At 58.0% G+C, this 19,323-nt stretch carries 17 protein-coding genes; 8 read left to right on the plus strand and 9 right to left on the minus strand.

Annotated elements, in window-relative coordinates:
• The first annotated feature begins 33 nt into the window (after nt 1–33).
• From Pan189_RS03935 to Pan189_RS03955, 5 genes are all read left to right on the plus strand, one after another.
• On the plus strand, nt 34–969 hold the full coding sequence (locus Pan189_RS03935) for a putative 2-dehydropantoate 2-reductase (RefSeq protein ID WP_145362661.1): 936 nt from the start codon (nt 34–36) through the stop codon (nt 967–969).
• A 182-nt stretch (nt 970–1,151) separates the two neighbouring features.
• Nucleotides 1,152–2,492 carry a Trk system potassium transporter TrkA gene (trkA, locus tag Pan189_RS03940; RefSeq protein WP_145362662.1) on the plus strand — a complete coding sequence of 447 codons (1,341 nt, stop codon included), beginning with the start codon at nt 1,152–1,154 and terminating at the stop codon, nt 2,490–2,492.
• Nucleotides 2,493–2,687: 195 nt separating this feature from the next.
• On the plus strand, nt 2,688–3,056 hold the full coding sequence (locus Pan189_RS03945; protein ID WP_145362663.1) for a PilZ domain-containing protein: 369 nt from the start codon (nt 2,688–2,690) through the stop codon (nt 3,054–3,056).
• 177 nt (nt 3,057–3,233) lie between these two features.
• Complete coding sequence (locus Pan189_RS03950) at nt 3,234–3,491, plus strand: hypothetical protein (RefSeq protein ID WP_145362664.1); 258 nt, start codon at nt 3,234–3,236, stop codon at nt 3,489–3,491.
• Between the two features lie 107 nt (nt 3,492–3,598).
• Nucleotides 3,599–4,531, plus strand: a complete 933-nt coding sequence (locus Pan189_RS03955; RefSeq protein ID WP_145362665.1) for a sugar phosphate isomerase/epimerase family protein — start codon at nt 3,599–3,601, stop codon at nt 4,529–4,531.
• 24 nt (nt 4,532–4,555) lie between these two features.
• Here Pan189_RS03955 and Pan189_RS03960 read toward each other — a convergent pair whose 3' ends face one another.
• A complete protein-coding gene (locus Pan189_RS03960; protein WP_145362666.1) occupies nt 4,556–5,530 on the minus strand; it encodes a hypothetical protein in 975 nt (324 codons plus the stop codon).
• 301 nt (nt 5,531–5,831) lie between these two features.
• Here Pan189_RS03960 and Pan189_RS03965 point away from each other — a divergent pair, with 301 nt between their 5' ends.
• Nucleotides 5,832–8,060 carry an alpha-amylase/4-alpha-glucanotransferase domain-containing protein gene (locus Pan189_RS03965; RefSeq protein WP_145362667.1) on the plus strand — a complete coding sequence of 743 codons (2,229 nt, stop codon included), beginning with the start codon at nt 5,832–5,834 and terminating at the stop codon, nt 8,058–8,060.
• A gap of 63 nt (nt 8,061–8,123) precedes the next feature.
• Here the strand turns inward: Pan189_RS03965 and Pan189_RS03970 are convergent, their stop codons facing one another.
• On the minus strand, nt 8,124–9,143 hold the full coding sequence (locus tag Pan189_RS03970; protein WP_145362668.1) for a DUF1573 domain-containing protein: 1,020 nt from the start codon (nt 9,141–9,143) through the stop codon (nt 8,124–8,126).
• A 481-nt stretch (nt 9,144–9,624) separates the two neighbouring features.
• On the opposite strand from Pan189_RS03970, the gene Pan189_RS03975 reads away from it, so the two are divergent.
• The gene (locus tag Pan189_RS03975) at nt 9,625–11,334 is read left to right on the plus strand and encodes a thioredoxin-like domain-containing protein (RefSeq protein ID WP_310821053.1); all 1,710 of its coding nucleotides are present in this window, start codon (nt 9,625–9,627) and stop codon (nt 11,332–11,334) included.
• A 478-nt stretch (nt 11,335–11,812) separates the two neighbouring features.
• Complete coding sequence (locus Pan189_RS03980; protein ID WP_145362669.1) at nt 11,813–12,163, plus strand: hypothetical protein; 351 nt, start codon at nt 11,813–11,815, stop codon at nt 12,161–12,163.
• A 690-nt stretch (nt 12,164–12,853) separates the two neighbouring features.
• Here Pan189_RS03980 and Pan189_RS03985 read toward each other — a convergent pair.
• From Pan189_RS03985 to Pan189_RS04015, 7 genes are all read right to left on the minus strand, one after another.
• Entirely contained in the window at nt 12,854–14,089 is a 1,236-nt protein-coding gene (locus Pan189_RS03985) for a hypothetical protein (protein ID WP_145362670.1), read from the minus strand.
• Nucleotides 14,089–14,496: a hypothetical protein gene (locus Pan189_RS03990; RefSeq protein WP_145362671.1), complete on the minus strand. Its 408-nt coding sequence runs from the start codon at nt 14,494–14,496 to the stop codon at nt 14,089–14,091. Before Pan189_RS03990 ends, Pan189_RS03985 begins: the two co-directional genes overlap by 1 nt.
• Before the next feature lie 7 nt (nt 14,497–14,503).
• Nucleotides 14,504–15,136: a VIT1/CCC1 transporter family protein gene (locus tag Pan189_RS03995; protein ID WP_145362672.1), complete on the minus strand. Its 633-nt coding sequence runs from the start codon at nt 15,134–15,136 to the stop codon at nt 14,504–14,506.
• Nucleotides 15,137–15,148: 12 nt separating this feature from the next.
• On the minus strand, nt 15,149–15,592 hold the full coding sequence (locus Pan189_RS04000) for a hypothetical protein (protein ID WP_145362673.1): 444 nt from the start codon (nt 15,590–15,592) through the stop codon (nt 15,149–15,151).
• A 420-nt stretch (nt 15,593–16,012) separates the two neighbouring features.
• Complete coding sequence (locus tag Pan189_RS04005; RefSeq protein ID WP_145362674.1) at nt 16,013–16,873, minus strand: TetR/AcrR family transcriptional regulator; 861 nt, start codon at nt 16,871–16,873, stop codon at nt 16,013–16,015.
• 177 nt (nt 16,874–17,050) lie between these two features.
• Entirely contained in the window at nt 17,051–17,938 is an 888-nt protein-coding gene (locus tag Pan189_RS04010; RefSeq protein WP_145362675.1) for a hypothetical protein, read from the minus strand.
• A gap of 54 nt (nt 17,939–17,992) precedes the next feature.
• Entirely contained in the window at nt 17,993–18,916 is a 924-nt protein-coding gene (locus Pan189_RS04015) for a hypothetical protein (protein WP_145362676.1), read from the minus strand.
• Nucleotides 18,917–19,323 lie beyond the last annotated feature (407 nt).

Raw genomic sequence — 19,323 nt, forward strand, 5'->3', positions numbered from 1 at the left:
AGCGAATCCAGGTGACGGCGCGGGGCGAAGCGAATGAGCGATCGGACATACGGAATTGTCGGAACCGGAGCGCTGGGAGGCTATTACGGTGGTCTGCTGGCCCGGTCGGGGTGCGAAGTTCACTTTCTGGCTCACAGTGACGTCGACCACATTCGCGACAACGGGCTGAAGGTCGAATCAAAGGCGGGTGACTTTCATTTAAGCGATGTCTCCGTCTTCGGCACGCCCGAAGAAATGCCGGCTTGCGACGTCGTCATCGTCGCACTGAAGACAACTCAAAACCACTTGCTTGCCGAGTTGCTGCCGCCGATCGTGAAAGCGGACGGGTGCGTTCTGGTTCTGCAGAACGGGCTCGACATCGAACAGGAAGCCACCGCCGTCGTCGGTGCGGATCGGACACTCAGCGGGTGTTGTTTCCTGTGCAGCAACAAAGTCGGACCCGGACACATCCGACATCTCGACTACGGGCGAATCGAGTTCGGCGAGTTCTTAGGCAATGGGGTATCGGAGCGCGTGGGGGACATCGGGCAGGATTTTGCTTCCGCCACAATATCGGTCACGCCCAGCCCAGACATCCGGCTCACCCGCTGGAGAAAGCTCGTCTGGAATATTCCGTTTAACGGCCTGTCCGTGGCGCTCGACGCATCGACGGCGGACATCATGGAGTGCTTCGACGGGACCGAGATGGCGAAAACGCTGATGGAAGAAGTCGTCGCATCGGCTGCCGCCGAAGGGTACTCGATCGATGAGTCCTTCGTTGAAAAGATGCTGGAGGACACCCGTAAGATGGTGCCTTACGACAGCAGCATGAGGGTCGACCACAAACTCGGGCGGCCGATGGAAGTCGAGGCGATCTTCGGCAATCCCGTGCGGGCGGCAGCGGCGGCAGGACACGATGCCCGTCGGATGGAGATGCTTTACCGACACCTGAAGTTCGTCGATGCCCGCAATGTCCGCAATCTCAAATGACGCGGATCGATGGCTTTGTGTCCGCGTGGGTCCGGGCACTACGATAGCGACGGCGTTGAGTGAAATATGACTGCGGCGCCGACACCTCGCATCGGGCCACGATCGTTTGAAAGTGGACGGCAGTGTTCGGTAAGACGCTTTGAGTCGCAGATGGCGAACGGAATCGTTGGGTTAAGTCGGGCATGAATATTGTCATTCTGGGTGGCGGCACGGTCGGAACGTCGATCGCGCGAACGCTCTGCAATAACGGACACGATGTCTGTCTGGTCGACAGCTCGCGCGACGTACTCGACCGGCTCGAGGAAAGCCTCGATATTCAAACGGTCCGCGGGAACGGCTGCGATGCCGTCACTTTGTTTCAAGCGGGCGTACAGAGTGCCGACCTTTATCTCGGCGTGACCAACCTCGATGAGGTCAACCTGATCGGGTCGAGTCTCGCGAAGCAGATGGGAGCCGCTCGCAGCGTCGCCCGTATCTACAACGAGGCCTACCGCGACGCGAGCACGTTCGACTATCGCCGTCACTTCGGTGTCGATCGGCTGCTCAGCCTTGAGTTTCTGACCGCGCTCGAACTGGCGAAGAGCATTCGCGCTCGGGGATTATTCACGATCGAGAACTTTCTGCGCGGTGGCGTCGAGGTCCAGGAAGTCGCGGTGGAACCGCACAGCCGGGCGGCCGGCAAGAAACTCTTCGAGCTGAAGATGCGCAAGGGCGTGCGGATCGGCTTTATCACGCGGGACCGACAAACCCGCATCGCGACGGCCGAAGACTTACTTGAGCCGGGAATCTTCGTCACTTTAATGGGAACGAGTGATTCGATTGCGAAAGTAAAATCACTGTTCGAAAGCGGGACTCCCGAAAGGATGCGGGTGGTCATCGGGGGAGGCGGGGAGATCGGCTACAACCTGGCCCGCGTACTCGAACGCGGACGGTTCGAAACGGTCATCCTCGAATCGGACGCGCAACGATGTGAAGAACTCGCGTCGAAACTTGATCACGCCACAGTTCTCAATGCCGACGTCACGCGACGGGCCGAGATGGAAGACGCCCGCGTCGGAAAGTGCGATGCGTTCGTCGCGGCGACCGGTCGCGATGAAGACAACATCATTTGCGGCGTCGAAGCGCGGGAGTTGGGCGCCAAAAAAATTATGAGCGTCGTCCGCCGACCCGATTACGCGAACGTACTCGGTAAGTTGGGCATCGACGCGGCGGTCAGCCCAAGGCAGGTGATGGCGCGGCAGGTCCTCGGCATGGTGCAGTCGGGCGTGGTGATGAGCCGCTACGACGTGGCCGGCGGTGAGGCCGAGGTCTACGAGGTCGAAGTCGTCGCCGGCAGCCCGATCACGGAATCACCGCTGAAGGAACAGGACCTCTCTCACGGCATTATCGCGGCGATTGAACGCGAAAACTTCGTCAAAGTGCCCGGTGCGGATGACACGCTGAAGGCGGGAGATATCGCGTTGGTGCTGGCGCAGAGTGCGACGGCAGAAGACACGCTGAAACCGTTTCAACCGGTCCGCTGACCATTCCGGCTGTCCTCCGAACGACCGATGAGCGCGATCATGACGGTCGCGTTGATCGCACGGCCGTAAATTGTCCCGATGAGCCAATCACGCCGTGTCGGGTGTCCGTGTGCGGGCTAAGTATCGATAGGCGGCGACTCGCGCTTGCGCGAAAACGTTGCTCTCGCCAAGTCGATCTCTGTTCGCGGATAGCCGATGATACTCAACTCTACTGATCGTCGTTCCAAAGACGATCGCCGGGCCGAACCCCGCCCGGCCCAAGACGTATCGATCCGATTTCTGGCCGGCGACGGAACGGCGGGCGCATTGTGCGATGCCCGTCTTGCGGACGCATCGACGTCGGGTGTCCGGATTGCGAGCGAACGCCCGGTCGAAAATGGAACGGCCTTGCTGATCGAGGCCCATCACGGCCCTCAGCGATTGAACCTCTCTGCCAAAGTGATGTGGTGCCGGGAAAAGGACGACTGGCACCTCATTGGCTGCCGACTGAATGCGCCGCTCACCCATCGCCAAGCCGGGCTTCTCCGCTCGATCGCGGAAGCAACCGCGCCCGACGCTTCGTAATGTAAGGGTGATTCACTCACTCATCCGGGCTTTTGAAGCCGTTACGGACGTGAGCCTTCAGGGTTCTGCCGATTCTAACTAAGTCGTTCGGTCGATCGTGCCGATGAATTAAGCAGGTCGTGCGGTTTATCAATTCGCGCGCGCATTCTGCCTGCCGCCCCGACGGACAAAGCCGACATGGATACTCCCGCCCCCCATCAGGCGACCGACGCCGACGCGATCTCATTGCTGATTACGCCGGACGGCGAAATCTACGGTGAAGATTCTTCGGCGAATCAGGAGATCGTCCGCCGCATTCAGGCGTGCGTGAATGCCTGCGACGGGATCACGACCGAAGAGCTCGAGAACGGCATCGTCGCCGATATGCGGAGCGTCATCGGTCAGGTGGCTCCTCTGCTGGAGCAAGCGACGGCGAACGGAAAAAAATCGGCCTGAGTCGATTTCGCTGGGGTGATGTTCGCTTGTAGGATTGCGCTTGTCGGAGACGGGGTGCTGCTGCGAAGCTGGGATGCCCTATTCCCAGCCGAACGAAGCAGTCATCAATGCAGCGTCGAGAATTCTTGAAGGCCGCCACCGCCACAACCGCCGCCGGTGCGCTGGCCTCGATTTCGAACTGGAGCTTTGCGGACCAAGGTCCGCGCGGGCCGGTGGTCGGCACGCAGCAGTACCCGTGGTCGACGTTTTTTCGTCGCCAGGGCCGCAAGTGGGGTGAGGACCTCGATCGCGATCTCGCCGATGTCGCTGCGTCGGGCATTGAACTCTTCGAGCCGGTATTCGAGTCCGCCGACGATGTCGCGCGTTACGAACCACTGCTGAAGAAGCACGGGCTCTCAGTAAAGTCCTTTTACGTCAACAGCGTGCTGCACGAACCGCGGGCGGCGGTTCGCAGTGTGGACGCCGTCGCGGAGATCGCTTCGGCTGCTGACACGCTCGGCGCTTCGATCGTCGTGACCAATCCGAGTCCGATCGACTGGAACGGCCCTCAACTCAAGTGCGATCGACAACTGACGGTGCAGCGCGATGCTCTCGACGACTTAGGAAAGGCATTGAGCAAATCAGAAATGACGCTCGCCTATCACAATCATGACAAAGAGTTGAAAGCGGGCGCCCGCGAGTTTCATCATATGCTCTCGGCAACGGATCCTGAATACGTCGCGTTCTGCCTCGATAGCCATTGGATTTACCGCGGCTGTGGCGATTCGCAGGTCGCCCTGTTCGACGCGGTCCGGCTCTACGGTCGCCGCATCGCCGAGCTGCATTTGCGCCAGTCAAAGCGAGGCATTTGGACCGAAGCGTTCTCAGTGGACGGCGACATCGATTATCGCCGATTGAAAACCAAACTCGACGACCTCAACATCGATCCGCTGGTGATCTTGGAACAGGCCGTCGAAAAGGGATCGCCCGAAACGATGGACGCCGTCAAAGCTCATCGCATGGGGGCCGAGCAATGCCGGTCGCTCTTTGCGGCGAAGTGAAGACGAACCTTCGCGATACGTTGATCAGCTCGAGAAGATCGACTCCGTCTCGGTCTCGGGTTTCGGCAACCGTTTGGGATGAAGCCCTTTGTTGGCCAGCGAGTAGGTTAGCGCGGCGTCGACGCCGTGCAGCGTGATGATCATGAATAGCGCCACCAAGGCTGCTCCGCCATCGGCTTCGTTAATCGCGACGGTGATGAGACCGACGGCGATGAACCACGTCATCGCCATGCCGATGAGTTCGAAAAAACCGAGCAGGTGGTGCCCCATCAGCCAGTCGCCCCATGAGGGGAACACGAGACTCCGCAGGGCTAACTGCTTCGGCGGCCAAAACGTCGCCCCGCAACGCTCGCAGTCATATTCCCCGAGCGGTACGACGGTGAAGCAGGCCGAGCACAGGTTTTCGCGCGACTGCGTTACTTCGGGATCGAAATTCCGTTCCCGATAGGTCTCCAGCAGTTCCTCGAAGATGCGCGGCATCTCCTGCCGGTCTTTTTTCGGAAAGCCGGTAAACTTCAGCTTTTTGCCGTCCTTCAGTTTCAGGACGACCACACCGTTCCAACTCGATTTGAGCTGTTCGATCTGGCTGTAATAGATCATCCAGAACGTCTTTTTCGGCTTACCCTTCGCATCGCACCGCATCAACAGCAGGCGGGCATTTGTGAGCACGAAGACGGTCTGATTCACGTGGGCCGCCCAAATGCCCATAAAATATTGCTCCAACAGGGAATACTGAGCCCCCTTCGCGACGTAACAAATTTCTTCGCCCTCGATGCGGGCGTCGAGCAGTGTCGGCTCAACTTTCTTCAGCAATTTATGCTTGGCTTTGAAGTTGCCCCTCCAGCCGAAGCCCTCCACTTTGGGGAAGATCGTCGATAGTCGGTAGTTGATTTCGGGACTGAGGGACAGTCGCAATTCGTTGAGCCGCTTCTCCGCGGTCACGGGCTCATCGCCGGGCGTAAATTGGTCAGCCTCGGCATGGGGAGCGACGTCTGACATCAGCGGCCCTTGTTTTCGGTCGAAAAATTTAGAAAGAGATGTGACGAACCAGCCCAGAATGGGTGAACGTGCGGAGTGTACAGTTTCGCCAATCGTTCCGGAATGCCCCGGATCGTCGAAATTCGTGGCGGAACAGGCGAATATCGCTTGGCATCGCGTCGCGCTCGCGGTGACATATCCTCGATAAGCCTTACAGCCGGTACGACCTGTGGCCGATATTCATCTAAGCCCGTCTCGTTTCCGGTCAGATTTGCTCAAGACGCACCGCGCAGCTTAGCGCTGCAGCCCTACGGAGTTACCGATGTCCTGCCGTATCCGACTCGTGCTGGCCCTGCACGATCACCAGCCGATCGGCAACTTCGACGGAGTGTTCGAGGAAGCCTTCGAAGACAGCTATCGGCCGATGATCGACACGCTTGCCGAATATCCCGATATCGCGATCGTACTGCATACGTCCGGCAGCCTGCTGGAGTGGCTCGTCGAGCGGAAACCTGAATACATCGACAAGGTCCGCGGGCTCGTCGAGCGCGGCCAGATCGAGATTCTCGGTGGACCGTTCTACGAACCGATCCTCGCCAACATCCCGTCGCGCGACCGGGTCGGTCAGATCCAGGCCTACTCGAAATATCTGGAGAACCTGTTCGGCCAGCCGATCCGGGGCATGTGGCTGCCGGAGCGAGTCTGGGAACAGGGCTTCACGCGGGACATCATCGCCGGCGGCATCGAGTACACGATCCTCGACGATTATCATTTCAAGAATGCCGGGCTGCGAAATGAGGAGCTGTTCGACTACTACCTCACCGAGGACGAAGGCAAGCTCCTCTCCTTGTTCCCCGGAGACGAGACCCTTCGCTACCTGATTCCGTTCCAGAAGCCGGAAAAGACGATCGACTACCTGCGGCAACTCGCCGACCGGCGGCCCGGCTGCGTCGTGACGTTCGGAGACGACGGCGAGAAGTTCGGCACGTGGCCCGGAACGAAGTCGCTCGTGTACGAGAGGGGTTGGCTTCGCCGATTCTTCGACGCGTTGCGGGCGAACAACGACTGGCTGAAGGTGACGACACTCGGCGAGGCGATTGAAAATGTCGCCCCGGTCGGGAAGTTCTACGTGTCCGACTGCAGCTATCGCGAGATGACCGAATGGGCCCTGCCGACACCGCGTCAGCAGGAGTTCCATGACCTGACTCACAATCTGGAACACATCGAAGAGTGGCCGTCGCTGAAGCAATTCCTCCGCGGCGGGTTCTGGCGGAACTTCCGCGTGAAATACCCGGAAGTCAATGAGATGTATTGCCGGATGCTGCAGGTCAGCGAGCGGTTGGAGAAGTTCACCAGCGGTGAGCACCTGACCGACCGCGCCGATCTTGTGCATCAGGCCCGAACCGATCTCTACAAGGCGCAGTGTAATTGCTCGTACTGGCACGGGGCGTTCGGAGGGCTGTACCTGCCGCACCTGCGGAACGCGGTGTTTCAACATCTGATCTCCGCCGACACCGCTCTCGACGTCGCCGACGGTCGCCAAGCCGAGTCACTCACAGCCGATGTCGCCGACTTCGATTTGGACGCTCGCAAGGAAGTACGGGTGACCGGTGAGTCATTCGTCGCGCTGCTCAAGCCGAGTCGCGGCGGGCATTTGTACGAGTACGACATTCGAGCGATTAATCACAACTTGCTCGCCACGCTCGACCGCCGTCCGGAGCGCTATCACGAGACGATTCGCCAGCACGCCGCCAGGCTGAAACACGAAGCTGAGCACGGTTCCGCCGAACAGCATCACCACGGGGGTCATGATGAGGACGAGGGGGTCAGCATTCACGACCTCGTCCACTTCAAGCAGCCCGACCTTGATCAAAAACTGATTTATGATCGCTGGCCGCGCAAGAGCCTTGTCGACCACTTCCTCCAGCCGGGGTTGTCGCTCGAGGACTTCCGCCGCGGCGAAGGAGTGATCGGCGACTTCGAGACCGGCGTGTACGAGACGGCGCTCCGCGAACGTCCCGACCGCGTCGAAGTGGCGATGGCTCGGCAAGGACACGTCAATCGTTACTCGGTTGAAGCCGAGAAGACGGTCGCGTTCGATCAGGCCGCGCCCGATACGATGAGTGTCACCTATCGATTCAGCGAACTCCCCGCCGGGCTGCCGATCCACTTCGGGGTCGAGTTCAATTTTGCCGGGATGCCCGCCGGAGCCGACGATCGCTTCTTCTCGCTGTCCGGCGGCGAGCGGATCGGCCAGTTGGGCACCGTTCAAGGCATCGAAGAGACTGGTGAGATCACACTGACCGATGAATGGCTCGGCATCTCTGCGGGACTTGAAGTCTCCGAGCCGGCGTCTGTGTGGGCCTTCCCGATCGAGACGATCAGCCAGTCGGAAGCCGGGTTCGAAGCGGTGCATCAGTCGGTGATGGTCATGCCGCGCTGGGAATTCCTCGTTCCCGACGACGGCACGTGGGAAGTCACGATTACCATGCGGGTCGATACCTCGATGGCCGAAGCACGCAAGGACGAAGCCGAAGTCGTTGCGGTGTGAATTTGCAAAAAGCCCACGAGTCGCCACTCGTGGGCTTTAAAGCATTGCTAATCTCGATTCATTTCAAGACCCGGCAATCTCGCCGACGGCTTCGAAGGTGATCGGTTCGTCGCGACCCGGGATCGTAACCGTGAATTTTTCGACGTACTCGCCGGGGACGTTCGGTGCGGTCACCGCCAGCGGCAGCACGTGAACCGAGCGGGTCGTCTTAGGAAGCCGAACCTTGAAGGCTTCGGTCTCCGACTCACATTCGATCTTCTCGATTTCGAACGGCTTCTTGCCACGCAAGACGACGTTGACCATCCGAGTTTGACCGGGCGTCAGTTTGCCCAACGGCACCGTCGACGGCGTGACCGTGATATCGGCTTCGACACGTCCCTCGATCAGCACGGGCACGTTCGGGTTGGCCGAGTCATTGGTAATCAACGTCATTCGCTCGCGAATCGGACCGACGGGGGCATCCGAACTGAGCGTCACTCGCAGGTCGTAAGTCGCCTTGCCGGTTCCGCGATTCCGCTCGACGACTTCGGCATCAAGAATGTCGGAGTCTTCTTCGACCCGCTCGATCTTCCAGTCGTTGCGACCGGCATAGGCAACTTCCACGCCGCGCTCCGCCCCAGAACCGACGTCGACGGCGCCGAAATTGACCGACCCCGGCGAGAGGACGACGTCGGTCCGCACATACATCTTCACGGGGATCGTGACCTTGGCGTATTGCGGTCGGTCGAACGTGACGATGACGCTCGAATCTTTGTGGCGGGTGAACTTGCGGGTGTCCATTTCGATTGTCACATAGGCCGTCTCGTAAGTTTTGAGAAACGTACGATCGGGCTTAGCGGCCGTGCAGCCACACGAAGTGTCGACGTTCAAAATGTGAACGTCTTCCTCGTAAATGTTCTTGATCGCGATTCGAGTCTTCGTCTCCGCACCACGTGCGACGACGCCGAAGTCGTGCTTCAGTTCGCTGAACATCTCTTCTGCCCACCCGGCGCCCGATACCTGGGCCGAGGCTGAAGCCGGTAAGCACAGACCGGCGGAGAGTCCGGCAAATAGACAGAAATAGAAACGCGCTCGAATGATCATCGCTGGACCTCGGCACTCGGTAGGTGAGATCGTGGTGGGCGGAAGGCACATGACGGTCCAGACGATATTCGTCAGACCCGCTGCCTCCCTGATCGGCAATCCGTCGCGCCCGAAGTGAATGAACAACGGCGAACCTTGTTATCTTTGCGCGCGAGGGACCGCAGGGTCAACCTGACCCTACCGAGCCGGTGCCGCATTCCGGTAATAATTCGGGTGAGAAAAGCCTGACGGGTTACGCCGGTTGCCAATTTTGCGGCCTTGCGGCGACTCGTCGCGAAACCGAGCCGCTCCCGCGCCAACTCGTCCGCAGACGCCAAATCGCGCAACCGACTTCGGTAGGTTGATGGGGTAGTGCCTATGATTTGTGTCCCGGTTGATCGGTTTAGGAACTGGACTACGATGACGGGGCAGGGAAGGTCGGTCCCCCGATCGTCCCCAGCGATGCGTTCTGGATTCAGGCTGGCTCTCGGAGATCGACGCCGTGAAACGACAAATCAGCAGCATGACCGGCGGCTTTCGCAATCATGTCGTCCCGATCGCCCTTGCAGCGGCCCTCGCCGTCGCCGGGCTGCTGGCATTCGGCTATCTCCGATCGAATGTCGGTTTCGCCCAGCAGGCGACGGACGACTCATCAGTCGAAAATGCGGCGGGAGAGACACTCCAAAACCCGTTCCCGAATGCCGAACCGGCCCCAAGCCTCGAAGGCGGCAAAGCCTGGCTCAACACCAACGAGCCGCTCTCGCTGGAGAAGTTGAAGGGGAAGGTTGTTTTGCTCGATTTCTGGACGTATTGCTGCATAAATTGCATTCATGTACTGCCCGACCTGGAATACCTTGAGAAAAAATACGCCCAGGAATTGGTCGTCGTCGGCGTTCACTCCGCCAAGTTCGAGAACGAAAAAGAAACCGACGCCATTCGCGATGCCATCCTCCGCTATGAAATCGAACACCCCGTCATTAACGACGCCGACATGAAAGTCTGGCGCAAGTTCGGTGCTCGGTCGTGGCCCACACTCGTGCTGCTCGACCCCGAAGGCAACTACTGCGGCTACCTCTCCGGCGAAGGCAACCGAAAACTACTCGATAACATCATCGGCAAACTGGTCGCCTACCACGACGCCAACGGCACCCTCAAACGCAGCAAGCCCGACTTCGGACTCGAACGCGAAGACGTCGAACCCACCCCGCTTCGCTTCCCCGGCAAAGTCCTCGCCGACCAATCGACCGACCGACTCTTCATCGCCGACAGCAACCACAATCGCATCGTCGTCACGACGCTGGCCGGCAAACTGCTCCACGTCATCGGCACGGGCGAACGCGGGGCGGACGACGGTTCGTATGAAAAGTCGTCCTTCTTCCGCCCGCAGGGCATGGCCCTCGTCGGCGAGACGCTCTATGTCGCCGACACCGAAAACCACCTGATCCGCAGCATCAATCTGGAAGACCAAACCGTCGCAACGCTCGCCGGCACCGGCAAACAGGCCGCCTTCCGCGCCAAGGGTGGTCCGCTCAAATACACGGCCCTCAACAGCCCTTGGGACCTCCTCCAGCACGACGGAACCCTCCACATCGCCATGGCGGGGCCGCATCAAATGTGGTCCCACGAACTCGGGACCGACTACATCGGCGTCTTCGCCGGATCGGGTCGAGAGGACGTGATCGACGGCACCCATCCTGATTCCGCGCTCGCCCAACCCTCCGGCATCGCCTCCGATGGCGAGGCGATGTACGTCTGCGATAGCGAGGGATCCGCGATCCGCCGCGTCCCGTTCGACACGTCGAAGAAAGTCACGACACCCGCCGGCCCCCACGACCTGCCCCGCGGGGCAACGCTGTTTGAATTCGGCGATCGAGACGGCCTCGGCAGCGATGCCCGGTTTCAGCACCCCCTCGGCATCGCCTATAAAGACGGCTTCCTCTACGTCGCCGACAGCTACAACCATAAGCTGCGAAAAGTCGAACTGCTGAAAACCGGCAAGGGTGACACCACCTCGTGGCTCGGCACCGGCGATCAGGGGGACGACCTCGATCCGCCGCAATTCGACGAACCCGCCGGACTCTCCATCGCCGGCGAGACCCTCTTCGTCGCCGATACCAACAACCACCGCATCCTCGCGATCGACCTGGCCACTCGTCGTCCACGCCTCGTCTCGATCGAAGGCCTGGAGCCGCCCGCCTCTTCCAAGGAGTAAGCGGTCAACGCCCGCCTTGCTTCGAGTTTGATCTCGAAAAAACGGGGCATCAGATATTGACGTTCCCCGATGCGAGCGGTATCAAAGAACTCGATTCCCGTCGGCTTTCTCATTCTTCATCGGTCGACGGTCGTCGCTGAATTCGACGCGGGCCTTTCATTTCAGTCAATTCACTGACTCTTATTTCGCCCCAGTGCGAAGCCTGCCCGGTCGACGACGGCGTTATTGTAGTCGCCCCGTTCATTTCACTGTCATTTCGACTCTCTTAACCTCTGACGATCGCCTCGCGCCCTCCTAAGTCGCGTGTGCGCTTCCGTCGCGCCTCCACCAGCATTTCGCCGTCACCTCAGCGGTGACGATTTCCGTGGTCGGCCGTATCTCACGCGGCTCGGCTCACTGTCTGGCGCTGTGACTTCACATGCGATGGCCATCGCTGCCGCATTTGAGGTCGCCGCGCCCCAAATTGTTGGAGGTTCCCATGGTCGGACGCGTTCTTTCAGCCGGCGAGAAGATGGCCGAGTTCTGGGCAATGAAGGGCTACAACAAGCGGATGAAAGCCGAAGCCGGGTTCCACCGCACCGGCGACGGCACCCGCCTGATCATCTTCAGTTCCGACCCCGCCGCCGACCGCGTCCGGAAATACACCTGGTTCCGCGCCTGGCTTGAAGAAAATCGCTTTAAGGAAATCGCCCTCGCCGCCCACCCGACCGAAGGCCACGAATCAGGCCGCACCTTCGCCGTCGTCATCGACTGCCCCACCCGAGAACACCTCACGCAAGCCGTCAGTAAATTCGAGACAACCTTCGACCTAAAACTGGCGACCTATTAATTGACGACACGCGTTGCGATCCGGGGGATCGGAAGACAATACGATCCCCCATCCCCAGCTTCACCCGCCTCGATCATGGCGAAAGCGTGGCGAAAGCGTGGCGAAAGCGTGGCATGCCCACGGCACGTGGGCATGAGTGCCAAGCGTCCAAGTTCTCACGGCTCCGAACGACCTGAAGGCGCCACGCCATGCCCACGGGGTGGCCCGGACGCTACACGTCCGGGTCGCGAAGCGACAAGAGGTCTCAGAGGGAACCCGGCCTTACATCCCCAGCCCCAACCTCGTACCCACCGCCGCCCGATTCGATAGAAACTGAGCCACCCCATGAGTCGATAATTGGGCCAATGCGGAATATAAAAACATTCGATATCAAACAGTCGACGTTCATAGCCAAATCTGCTCTCAGGCTTTCGAAATTGAAGAAGAGAGCACCCGCGGCAGCACTCCTAAACCGCCTCCCACCTCTCTCGCCTCCCCCCGATACCGCGCCTCCCCCACTTTCCGAAGGCGTTTCACCACCGCGAGCGCAACTTTGAAACAGAGAAATCGTTTGCGTGCGAAATTGTCGGCGAAGTCTCAAGCCCAACGCATGCCGTAAGCAGCGCGACTCTACTGAAAGGAAATTTCGAAGTGTGCGACTCGCATGGTCGAGCGGTCGTTTCTCGGGTGCCGTCCGTCACTATCGAGAGTTCATTCGAAATCTTGCCCTAGGGCACTACTCCATCTTCTAAGAGGTTCGGAATACTTCTCTTCCTGCAGTTCGCCAAACATTTTTACCCTGTCAGCTGCATCCAACAGCGATGCCGATATGTCGGATCGATGATGAGTACTAACGAAAGCAATCTCGCGTTCCCGACACTCTACAAAGTGGTCTAAAGCCACTTGCGGATCAATTTCGTCGAGAGGCCGGCCGGACGAAAGTTCATGTCGCATTATCTCAGTATCAGAGCCGAAGTTCGCAGGGTCCGTGGTGGCGAACAACTGATACTCGGACGCCTCCAAGAACCGATGAAGTTTCAATGAGTATAGCCTTACGGCGGCACTACCTCCCCGATGGTATCCGCTGTCACGCCACTCTCCGTATCCTGCTCCATTGGCGAATCCGGACAGACCATCCCGATACAAAGCAACTGCAAAAAAACCACCATGCCACGCAAAGGGAAGAATCCCCTCCGACGACAAGCACGAAACGGACGTTCTGTAATCAAGTAGTTCTTCCGTCGACGCTTCGAGTTCTTTGAAATTGTTCGGATAAATCGAAACGGACGTGATACCCGACTCAACATATGACCGAGCGACTTTCACCCAATCTCGCGACGCCTCGTGCGGAAGTCGTTTCAAATGCAAAACGGGTCTAACTGCGGAGGGTGGATGGCTCGCCAACGTAAAATCTATTGCGCTGCTGTTTAACTCCCACCATTCGTCACCAAAGACCTCGCATTCAAAGTAGGGCGGTACTACCACTTGAGGCTGTCGCATTTCATCTAATTCAGACACGCCCAGCAACTTTTTGTACTTCTGAAGCTTTCGCACATCTTCATCTCGCGCGCGAAAGTTCTGCTGGAACGACAAGCAATTCTGGACGACTGAACCTAACAAATCCGTGGTAAAATCACGCGGACTTAATGCGCGAGAAAGACCTACTGTGCTGAACGGCGGCCCGAATATCTCCGCAACTTTTATGTGTGGTGGGCGAACATTGCTTCGATCCCACGCCTTCTGAAAGAGTGGAGTTCGTGGGTCGAATAGATATGTCTTATCCTGCGAGTGGCTAAGGAGCGCTCGAATAAATCCATACGTTCCTGTCGGGAACGCTGACGCAATCGAGAAGGGGATAACAATGCCCGAATATTTCTCGGTATGCTCACGGAAGACTCTCTGCACGTTGTGCTGGTAAATGAGCAAGTGTTCAAAATGTTGAGCCATTAGATTGCCGACAGACTTGAAAGTCGTTCGTACCAAGCGTGCTTAAGAGAAGATGGAATTTTTGCGAGCGAAATAGCCTCGAATTCGATTACAGCGTGTGTCTCAAAAACCACAATCAGCCCCACCCCGTAACTGCTGAATAGTTCGCGTTGGTTGATGCAGGGACGTGAGTAGTCATGCCAAATTGCAACGTAGGACAGTCCTCCGATCGTCCGATTCTGTTGAGCTTGCCATAATGCCCGACGCCAATCGCGAAGTTTCATCTCGACCGTTATTGTATCCAGGTCAGGAGATTCAGGGACGAATGCGAGGTCTATAGACTTTCGTCCGAAACGAACTTGCTCGATAGTTCGAAAATCGTTCGCGAACAATTCCTTCACTGCTGGCGCCATCTCGTTTTCGGTCATCAGGGGGCTACCTCGTGTGATCGGTCTCGAGCAGGGCGGTCAGAGTCCCAATTAACTGCCGGTACCTGATGAGCCAACCGACAGTCAAGATCAATGTGCCGAGCCAGAGAAGCGAGAAGATAACAATGGCGAGCACTGAGAGACTCCACTTAAGACGGTCCATTGCCGAAATCATCGCAAAGAACGGCAGCATCAAAAGAAGCGATGCGAGAACGTGACTGGCCGCGCTGTACCATAAAACCGAACATGCTAACCGCAACTTGATTCGAAAACGTTCCAAATTATTGATGGACGACATTGCCGCTTGCGCCTGCTCGAAATCTTCTAAGAAATCAACGTCTTGGAGTAGCTGGAGCGCCGTATCGAAGTCTATTTTTGATCGGCCCCGGTGTGCTTGATAAGCTTGCGCGAGGATTCGTGCCAGCGGGGGTATTAGCCTGTTACTCTCTATAGCAGCCACGGCATTCGGAAATTCTGACGAGAAGAATTGGTTGTGCAGTTCTTCTCTACGACTGAAAAAAGGCAATAGCACGAGTTGCATCCATGCGGTGGCCCAAATTCCGATTGCAGTGAACCCACCGAAAAAGATGCGCCAGTCGAATTCGGCAGCAACAATCGATGCTTCTGCAAAATACCACAAAGTACGGCCCCGTCAGTCTAAGTCTGAAGACGACGATGAAACGCGTTTTGCTTCAGGATGAATGCTGTTTGTCGTCATAAGCGGATACCGGTGATAGACGTAACGAATGATTTGGCCGAGCGGTTTCGCACCAAACCGACTGACGACTGAGTCGATTGCTTCGCAATCGGCAGGTTTTTTTTGAAACAGCAACTCTCGCAACTTCGATGCAACCACCTTGCCGTCATCAGTCAACGTGAATACTTTCTCCCGGACTGGAATCGCTTGGTTCTCATTGGTGTCTCGGTCTGAGTCGGTGGCAATGTCTTCAAGAAGAAGAGCCTCTTCCCGTGTCGCGTAGACAGACTCGACTTCCCGCTCCTCAATTTCAACCAGCCCACATCCGTCAAGAAAGTCAACGGCTTCGTGAACTCCCTTCGAGAATGGGCCGAAGTTCCAAGGGACGAAGTCGAACATTCTCCCAATGCCCTCAAAGGGCGTTTCTTCTTCAAGAATGAAAACAAGCTTCTGTAGTCGTGTGACGCCAGCGAGACTCCTCCGCCGAAGTAGCCTTTCATTTGCCTCGAGTATCAGCAACACGACATCCTCTGGGTCGAATTGGATATCTATTACTTTATGTGTCGCGTCCATATCGGCCGAACCCTTCGTAGGGCACCTTGTGTTCAGATATCGTATCAGTGTTGACCCAAGTATCGCAACACTGGCGGCTACCGCCGGGTGCCCCTGCGGGCTAGTCCCGCAGTGCGGCTGACTCGGACGGATGGAATTCCCGTTGCACGGCTTTCGTCCCGCCCAGAGGTTGAATCGATGCAACGTGGTGGCAGCCGATGGTCTCGATCCGAGCTGCCGGACAAGCCGGGCAGTGGCACCCTGTCGTCAACCTCCCGCGGCCTGACGTCTTCTTAACAACTCCTTTCGAATCGCCTCATCACTGATGTGGGCGTATTTTTCTTCGAGGGTTTGCGGTGGCGACGGTGTGGGTATTGGTGGCGGTGGGTTGGTCGGGTCCATCAGGCGTTCGGGGACGGGGTCGGCGAGCCAGGGGAGGGGTTCCTGGGGGAGCAGTGGTGGCAGCGGGGGGAAGTCGTAGAGGTTGTGGTTCGGTTTGATCTTTTCGGGGGGCGGTTCGAGCAGCGGGTCGGGGACTTTGCCGGTGCGGTCGTAGGCTTCCCAGTTGATGTGCAGCTTCTCGATTGAGCCGAAGTGCTTGTAGATCGTGGCGAGCGAGAACCCGGCGTGGCGGTCGAGTTGCGTCGTCGTCACACGCACGTTGCCGAGATAGCGACGGACGTCGCCGTAGCCGTCGAGAATTTGCCGAAGGGTGTAGCGGCTGCGACCCTCCGTTTGCCAGCCGGGGTCCTCGCCCGCTTCACGCTTCAGGTCGGACCAGCCTTTCTCCGGGAAGTGCCGTCGGATCGTGGCTCGGGCGATGCCGGCGTGACTGCAGAACCGCTCCTGCGTGAGGAGCGTATCGGGATGGGTCTTCACGAACTCGCGCAGCCGCTTCACCAGACGCTTGCGGTCCCACGAGGGCGCGGCGGTGCCGCTTTTGCGTCGGCGATTACTGACCCCGGCGGCGTCGAGCAGTTCGCTCCAGCCGCCGGACGGGAAGTGGCGGTAAAGCGTGTTGGGGCTGACCTTCATTCGCCGCAGAAAGTCGCGGGAGGTGATCCGCACATCGGGCAGTTCGACGTACTCTTTCGCCTGAGCAATCAGGCGGTCGCGGGTGGCGGACATTGTCGGAGGGTAGATTTTAGCGTGATCGTGAACAGTGAGACCGGTGTCAATATTGTGAGCCTGCGGGCGTCGCTTGGGAGGGGCACATCTGGTCCGACAAAGATGTTTTTAAAAATGAATGAGAATGATCGGCGGGTGCCGGGCGAGTGCCGTCCAGGCTGCCCTGTAGGAAATCAATTAAGGGTCGTTGCTATTGGCGTCAGAAGATTTCTGTTTTGCCCGTTCTTCGATCTCGGCGTTGTATTTTTCGTGCGCGGCTCGTTCTTCAGCAGTAGCTTGCTTGGGGATGCCGTCGCTCCATTTCAGAAGCTTTCCGGCGCCGCGAAGCTGCTCCAGCAGGTCCGCGATTTCGCGATGGCAGGCTTCGGTCTGAGAGATGATCAGCAAGCCGTCGAAGTGCTTAATGGTGCCGCCCACCCCGTCGATCTCGATCCATGGATGACCGCTCGCTGCATAAATAACTCGGATGAGGTCTTCCGTTGGAGGGAATTCCACGCACTGGGGTTCTTCGCTCTTTGAAATTCCACCATACGGTGAGGGCGAATTGTCGAGCCCGCGGCGCATCACAGCGTCTTCGATTAAGTCGCGGACGTTATAGACGCGGTTCTCCAGGATATCATCGGCCTCGGTTTGCGTTGTGATCACGCCGACTCCGCTGTCGTTTAACAATGCCAGGTCCATGGGTCGGATCATAATCCTGACGACATCACGCACGGAGACGGGTGACTTCTTAATCGACAGGGAAATCTCTTGGCCCGAGTCGATGCCGTGATCAATTAACGCCCGCTCGTCAAACCGAAATGTGATCCCGGTTCGATGCCCGAGTTCATCAATGACCTCGCTCAGAGGTGTTTCCTTGAATGAGAGTCCCGTGATCGATTTCTCAAGTTTAGCCTCCAGTTCTCGCTTCCGTTCGACTGTGCGGCTGCGGCCCTCGGGCGTGCCGGCGGTCGCCGCACTGATGGGCTTAAATTCTAACGCGGACTTCGCGGGGCCATCGCCCGAGGCCGAAGCCATCGAAGCGGCGAAGATCAGCATTGCCGTGATCGTTGTGCAATAATTCATGAAACTCTCTCAGTGAGTATATCTTGGCCAGGGCAATCGAGATGAGGCGAGCGATTAATCGCTATCTTTGGCAGCGCTCTCCTGCGATTTATAATTTTCCTCGATCCGTCGGCGAAGCTGCTCGTTATAAGCGGCCTGTTCGGCCTTGTCTTCGGCGGTTGGGTTCTTCGGAAATCCTTCGCTCCAATCTCGGGACTCATCGGCGGCACGCAGTTGACGGAAGAGGTCGGCGATCTCGCGATGAACGCGCTGCGACTGATACACGACGAGCAGTCCTTGACGTTGATCGAGTGTCCCGCCGATTCCGTCGACGGCCAACCAGGGGCCGGTCGTCGTGGTGATTACGGCATTCATCAGTTCCGACATCGGATCGGCGTCCAAGCAAGGTCGCGGACCGGAACCGGGGAAGCAACCCATCGCGCCTGCAGAATTAAAGCCCCAAGGGCGACCTGCCCACTGCGTACCGCGGCTGACCGCTGCACCTTTCAAGAAGTTGCGAACATTGTAAACACGAACTTCAAGCGTTTTCTCTTCCACGTATCCGGTCGTGAGGCGAACAACTCCACTGTCATTAATCGCCACTAAATTAAGTGGCGTTAAGATTGCTCTCAAAGCGTCCCGCACCGTAATTTTAGCCTGCGCGGTGCTGAACTTAATTTCCGTTTCGAGGCTGATGCCCTCGTCGATTAGGGCCTCCTCCTCAATGAGAAACTCAATACCGGTTTGTTTGCTGAACTCGACAAGCACCGCGGAGAGTGGAATAAAATTGAACTCCACTCCCGGCATCGCTTCATCGAGCCTTCGTTCGAGTTTAAGCTTCCTTTCGATGGCCCGTCGCCGCCCTTCAGAAGTACCAGCGGTCGAGGCTCCAATGGGATCAATCGCAACGGGCTCTATCTCATCCTGACCCAGAACGAAGGTGCCTTTCCCCAAGAGGAACACTCCACACAGCACCGCCATCAAAGTGAATCGAACCACCTTTGGTCTCCTTCAAGCCTAGAGTCGCTACAACGTTCACCCTCGCAGGTGGTGTGCAAGTTTTCAATTGAAGACTTGCGATAGCATGTGCCTCCGGCGTATGACGCAGGATGGCCCGGAGGTCATCATCTCCGGGCGGCGCAGCCGCAAGAGGTTTGGTGTGCGGTTCCGTTGACCGAGGGGCATATCGAATCACCGCCAGCACCGGCTCGATTTTGGTCTCGAACCGGCGTCGTGCATTGAGAGTTCCACCCCACAACCACTTGTCGCTTCGCGACCCGGACTTGTGACGTCCGGGCTACCCGCACGGGTGGGTCGGATGTTTCACGTTTGGCTGATGGAAATCAATTTGCCTGTTGCTGTAAGATGGGCCTCGAGGTTCAGTTGGAGGATCATCTCAACTTCTG

Origin of the sequence: Stratiformator vulcanicus (assembly GCF_007744515.1) — a bacterium.
Taxonomy (GTDB): Bacteria; Planctomycetota; Planctomycetia; order Planctomycetales; family Planctomycetaceae; genus Stratiformator; species Stratiformator vulcanicus.

Bases quoted from the DNA above. Each gene is read 5' to 3' on its own strand.
- Pan189_RS03990 (WP_145362671.1), bottom strand. From the start codon at position 14,496: ATGACCGAAAACGAGATGGCGCCAGCAGTGAAGGAATTGTTCGCGAAC.
- Pan189_RS04005 (WP_145362674.1), bottom strand. From the start codon at position 16,873: ATGTCCGCCACCCGCGACCGCCTGATTGCTCAGGCGAAAGAGTACGTC.
- trkA (WP_145362662.1), top strand. From the start codon at position 1,152: ATGAATATTGTCATTCTGGGTGGCGGCACGGTCGGAACGTCGATCGCG.
- Pan189_RS04000 (WP_145362673.1), bottom strand. From the start codon at position 15,592: ATGTTCGACTTCGTCCCTTGGAACTTCGGCCCATTCTCGAAGGGAGTT.
- Pan189_RS03985 (WP_145362670.1), bottom strand. From the start codon at position 14,089: ATGGCTCAACATTTTGAACACTTGCTCATTTACCAGCACAACGTGCAG.
- Pan189_RS03955 (WP_145362665.1), top strand. From the start codon at position 3,599: ATGCAGCGTCGAGAATTCTTGAAGGCCGCCACCGCCACAACCGCCGCC.
- Pan189_RS03960 (WP_145362666.1), bottom strand. From the start codon at position 5,530: ATGTCAGACGTCGCTCCCCATGCCGAGGCTGACCAATTTACGCCCGGC.
- Pan189_RS03980 (WP_145362669.1), top strand. From the start codon at position 11,813: ATGGTCGGACGCGTTCTTTCAGCCGGCGAGAAGATGGCCGAGTTCTGG.
- Pan189_RS04010 (WP_145362675.1), bottom strand. From the start codon at position 17,938: ATGAATTATTGCACAACGATCACGGCAATGCTGATCTTCGCCGCTTCG.
- Pan189_RS03965 (WP_145362667.1), top strand. From the start codon at position 5,832: ATGTCCTGCCGTATCCGACTCGTGCTGGCCCTGCACGATCACCAGCCG.
- Pan189_RS03935 (WP_145362661.1), top strand. From the start codon at position 34: ATGAGCGATCGGACATACGGAATTGTCGGAACCGGAGCGCTGGGAGGC.
- Pan189_RS03945 (WP_145362663.1), top strand. From the start codon at position 2,688: ATGATACTCAACTCTACTGATCGTCGTTCCAAAGACGATCGCCGGGCC.
- Pan189_RS03970 (WP_145362668.1), bottom strand. From the start codon at position 9,143: ATGATCATTCGAGCGCGTTTCTATTTCTGTCTATTTGCCGGACTCTCC.
- Pan189_RS03950 (WP_145362664.1), top strand. From the start codon at position 3,234: ATGGATACTCCCGCCCCCCATCAGGCGACCGACGCCGACGCGATCTCA.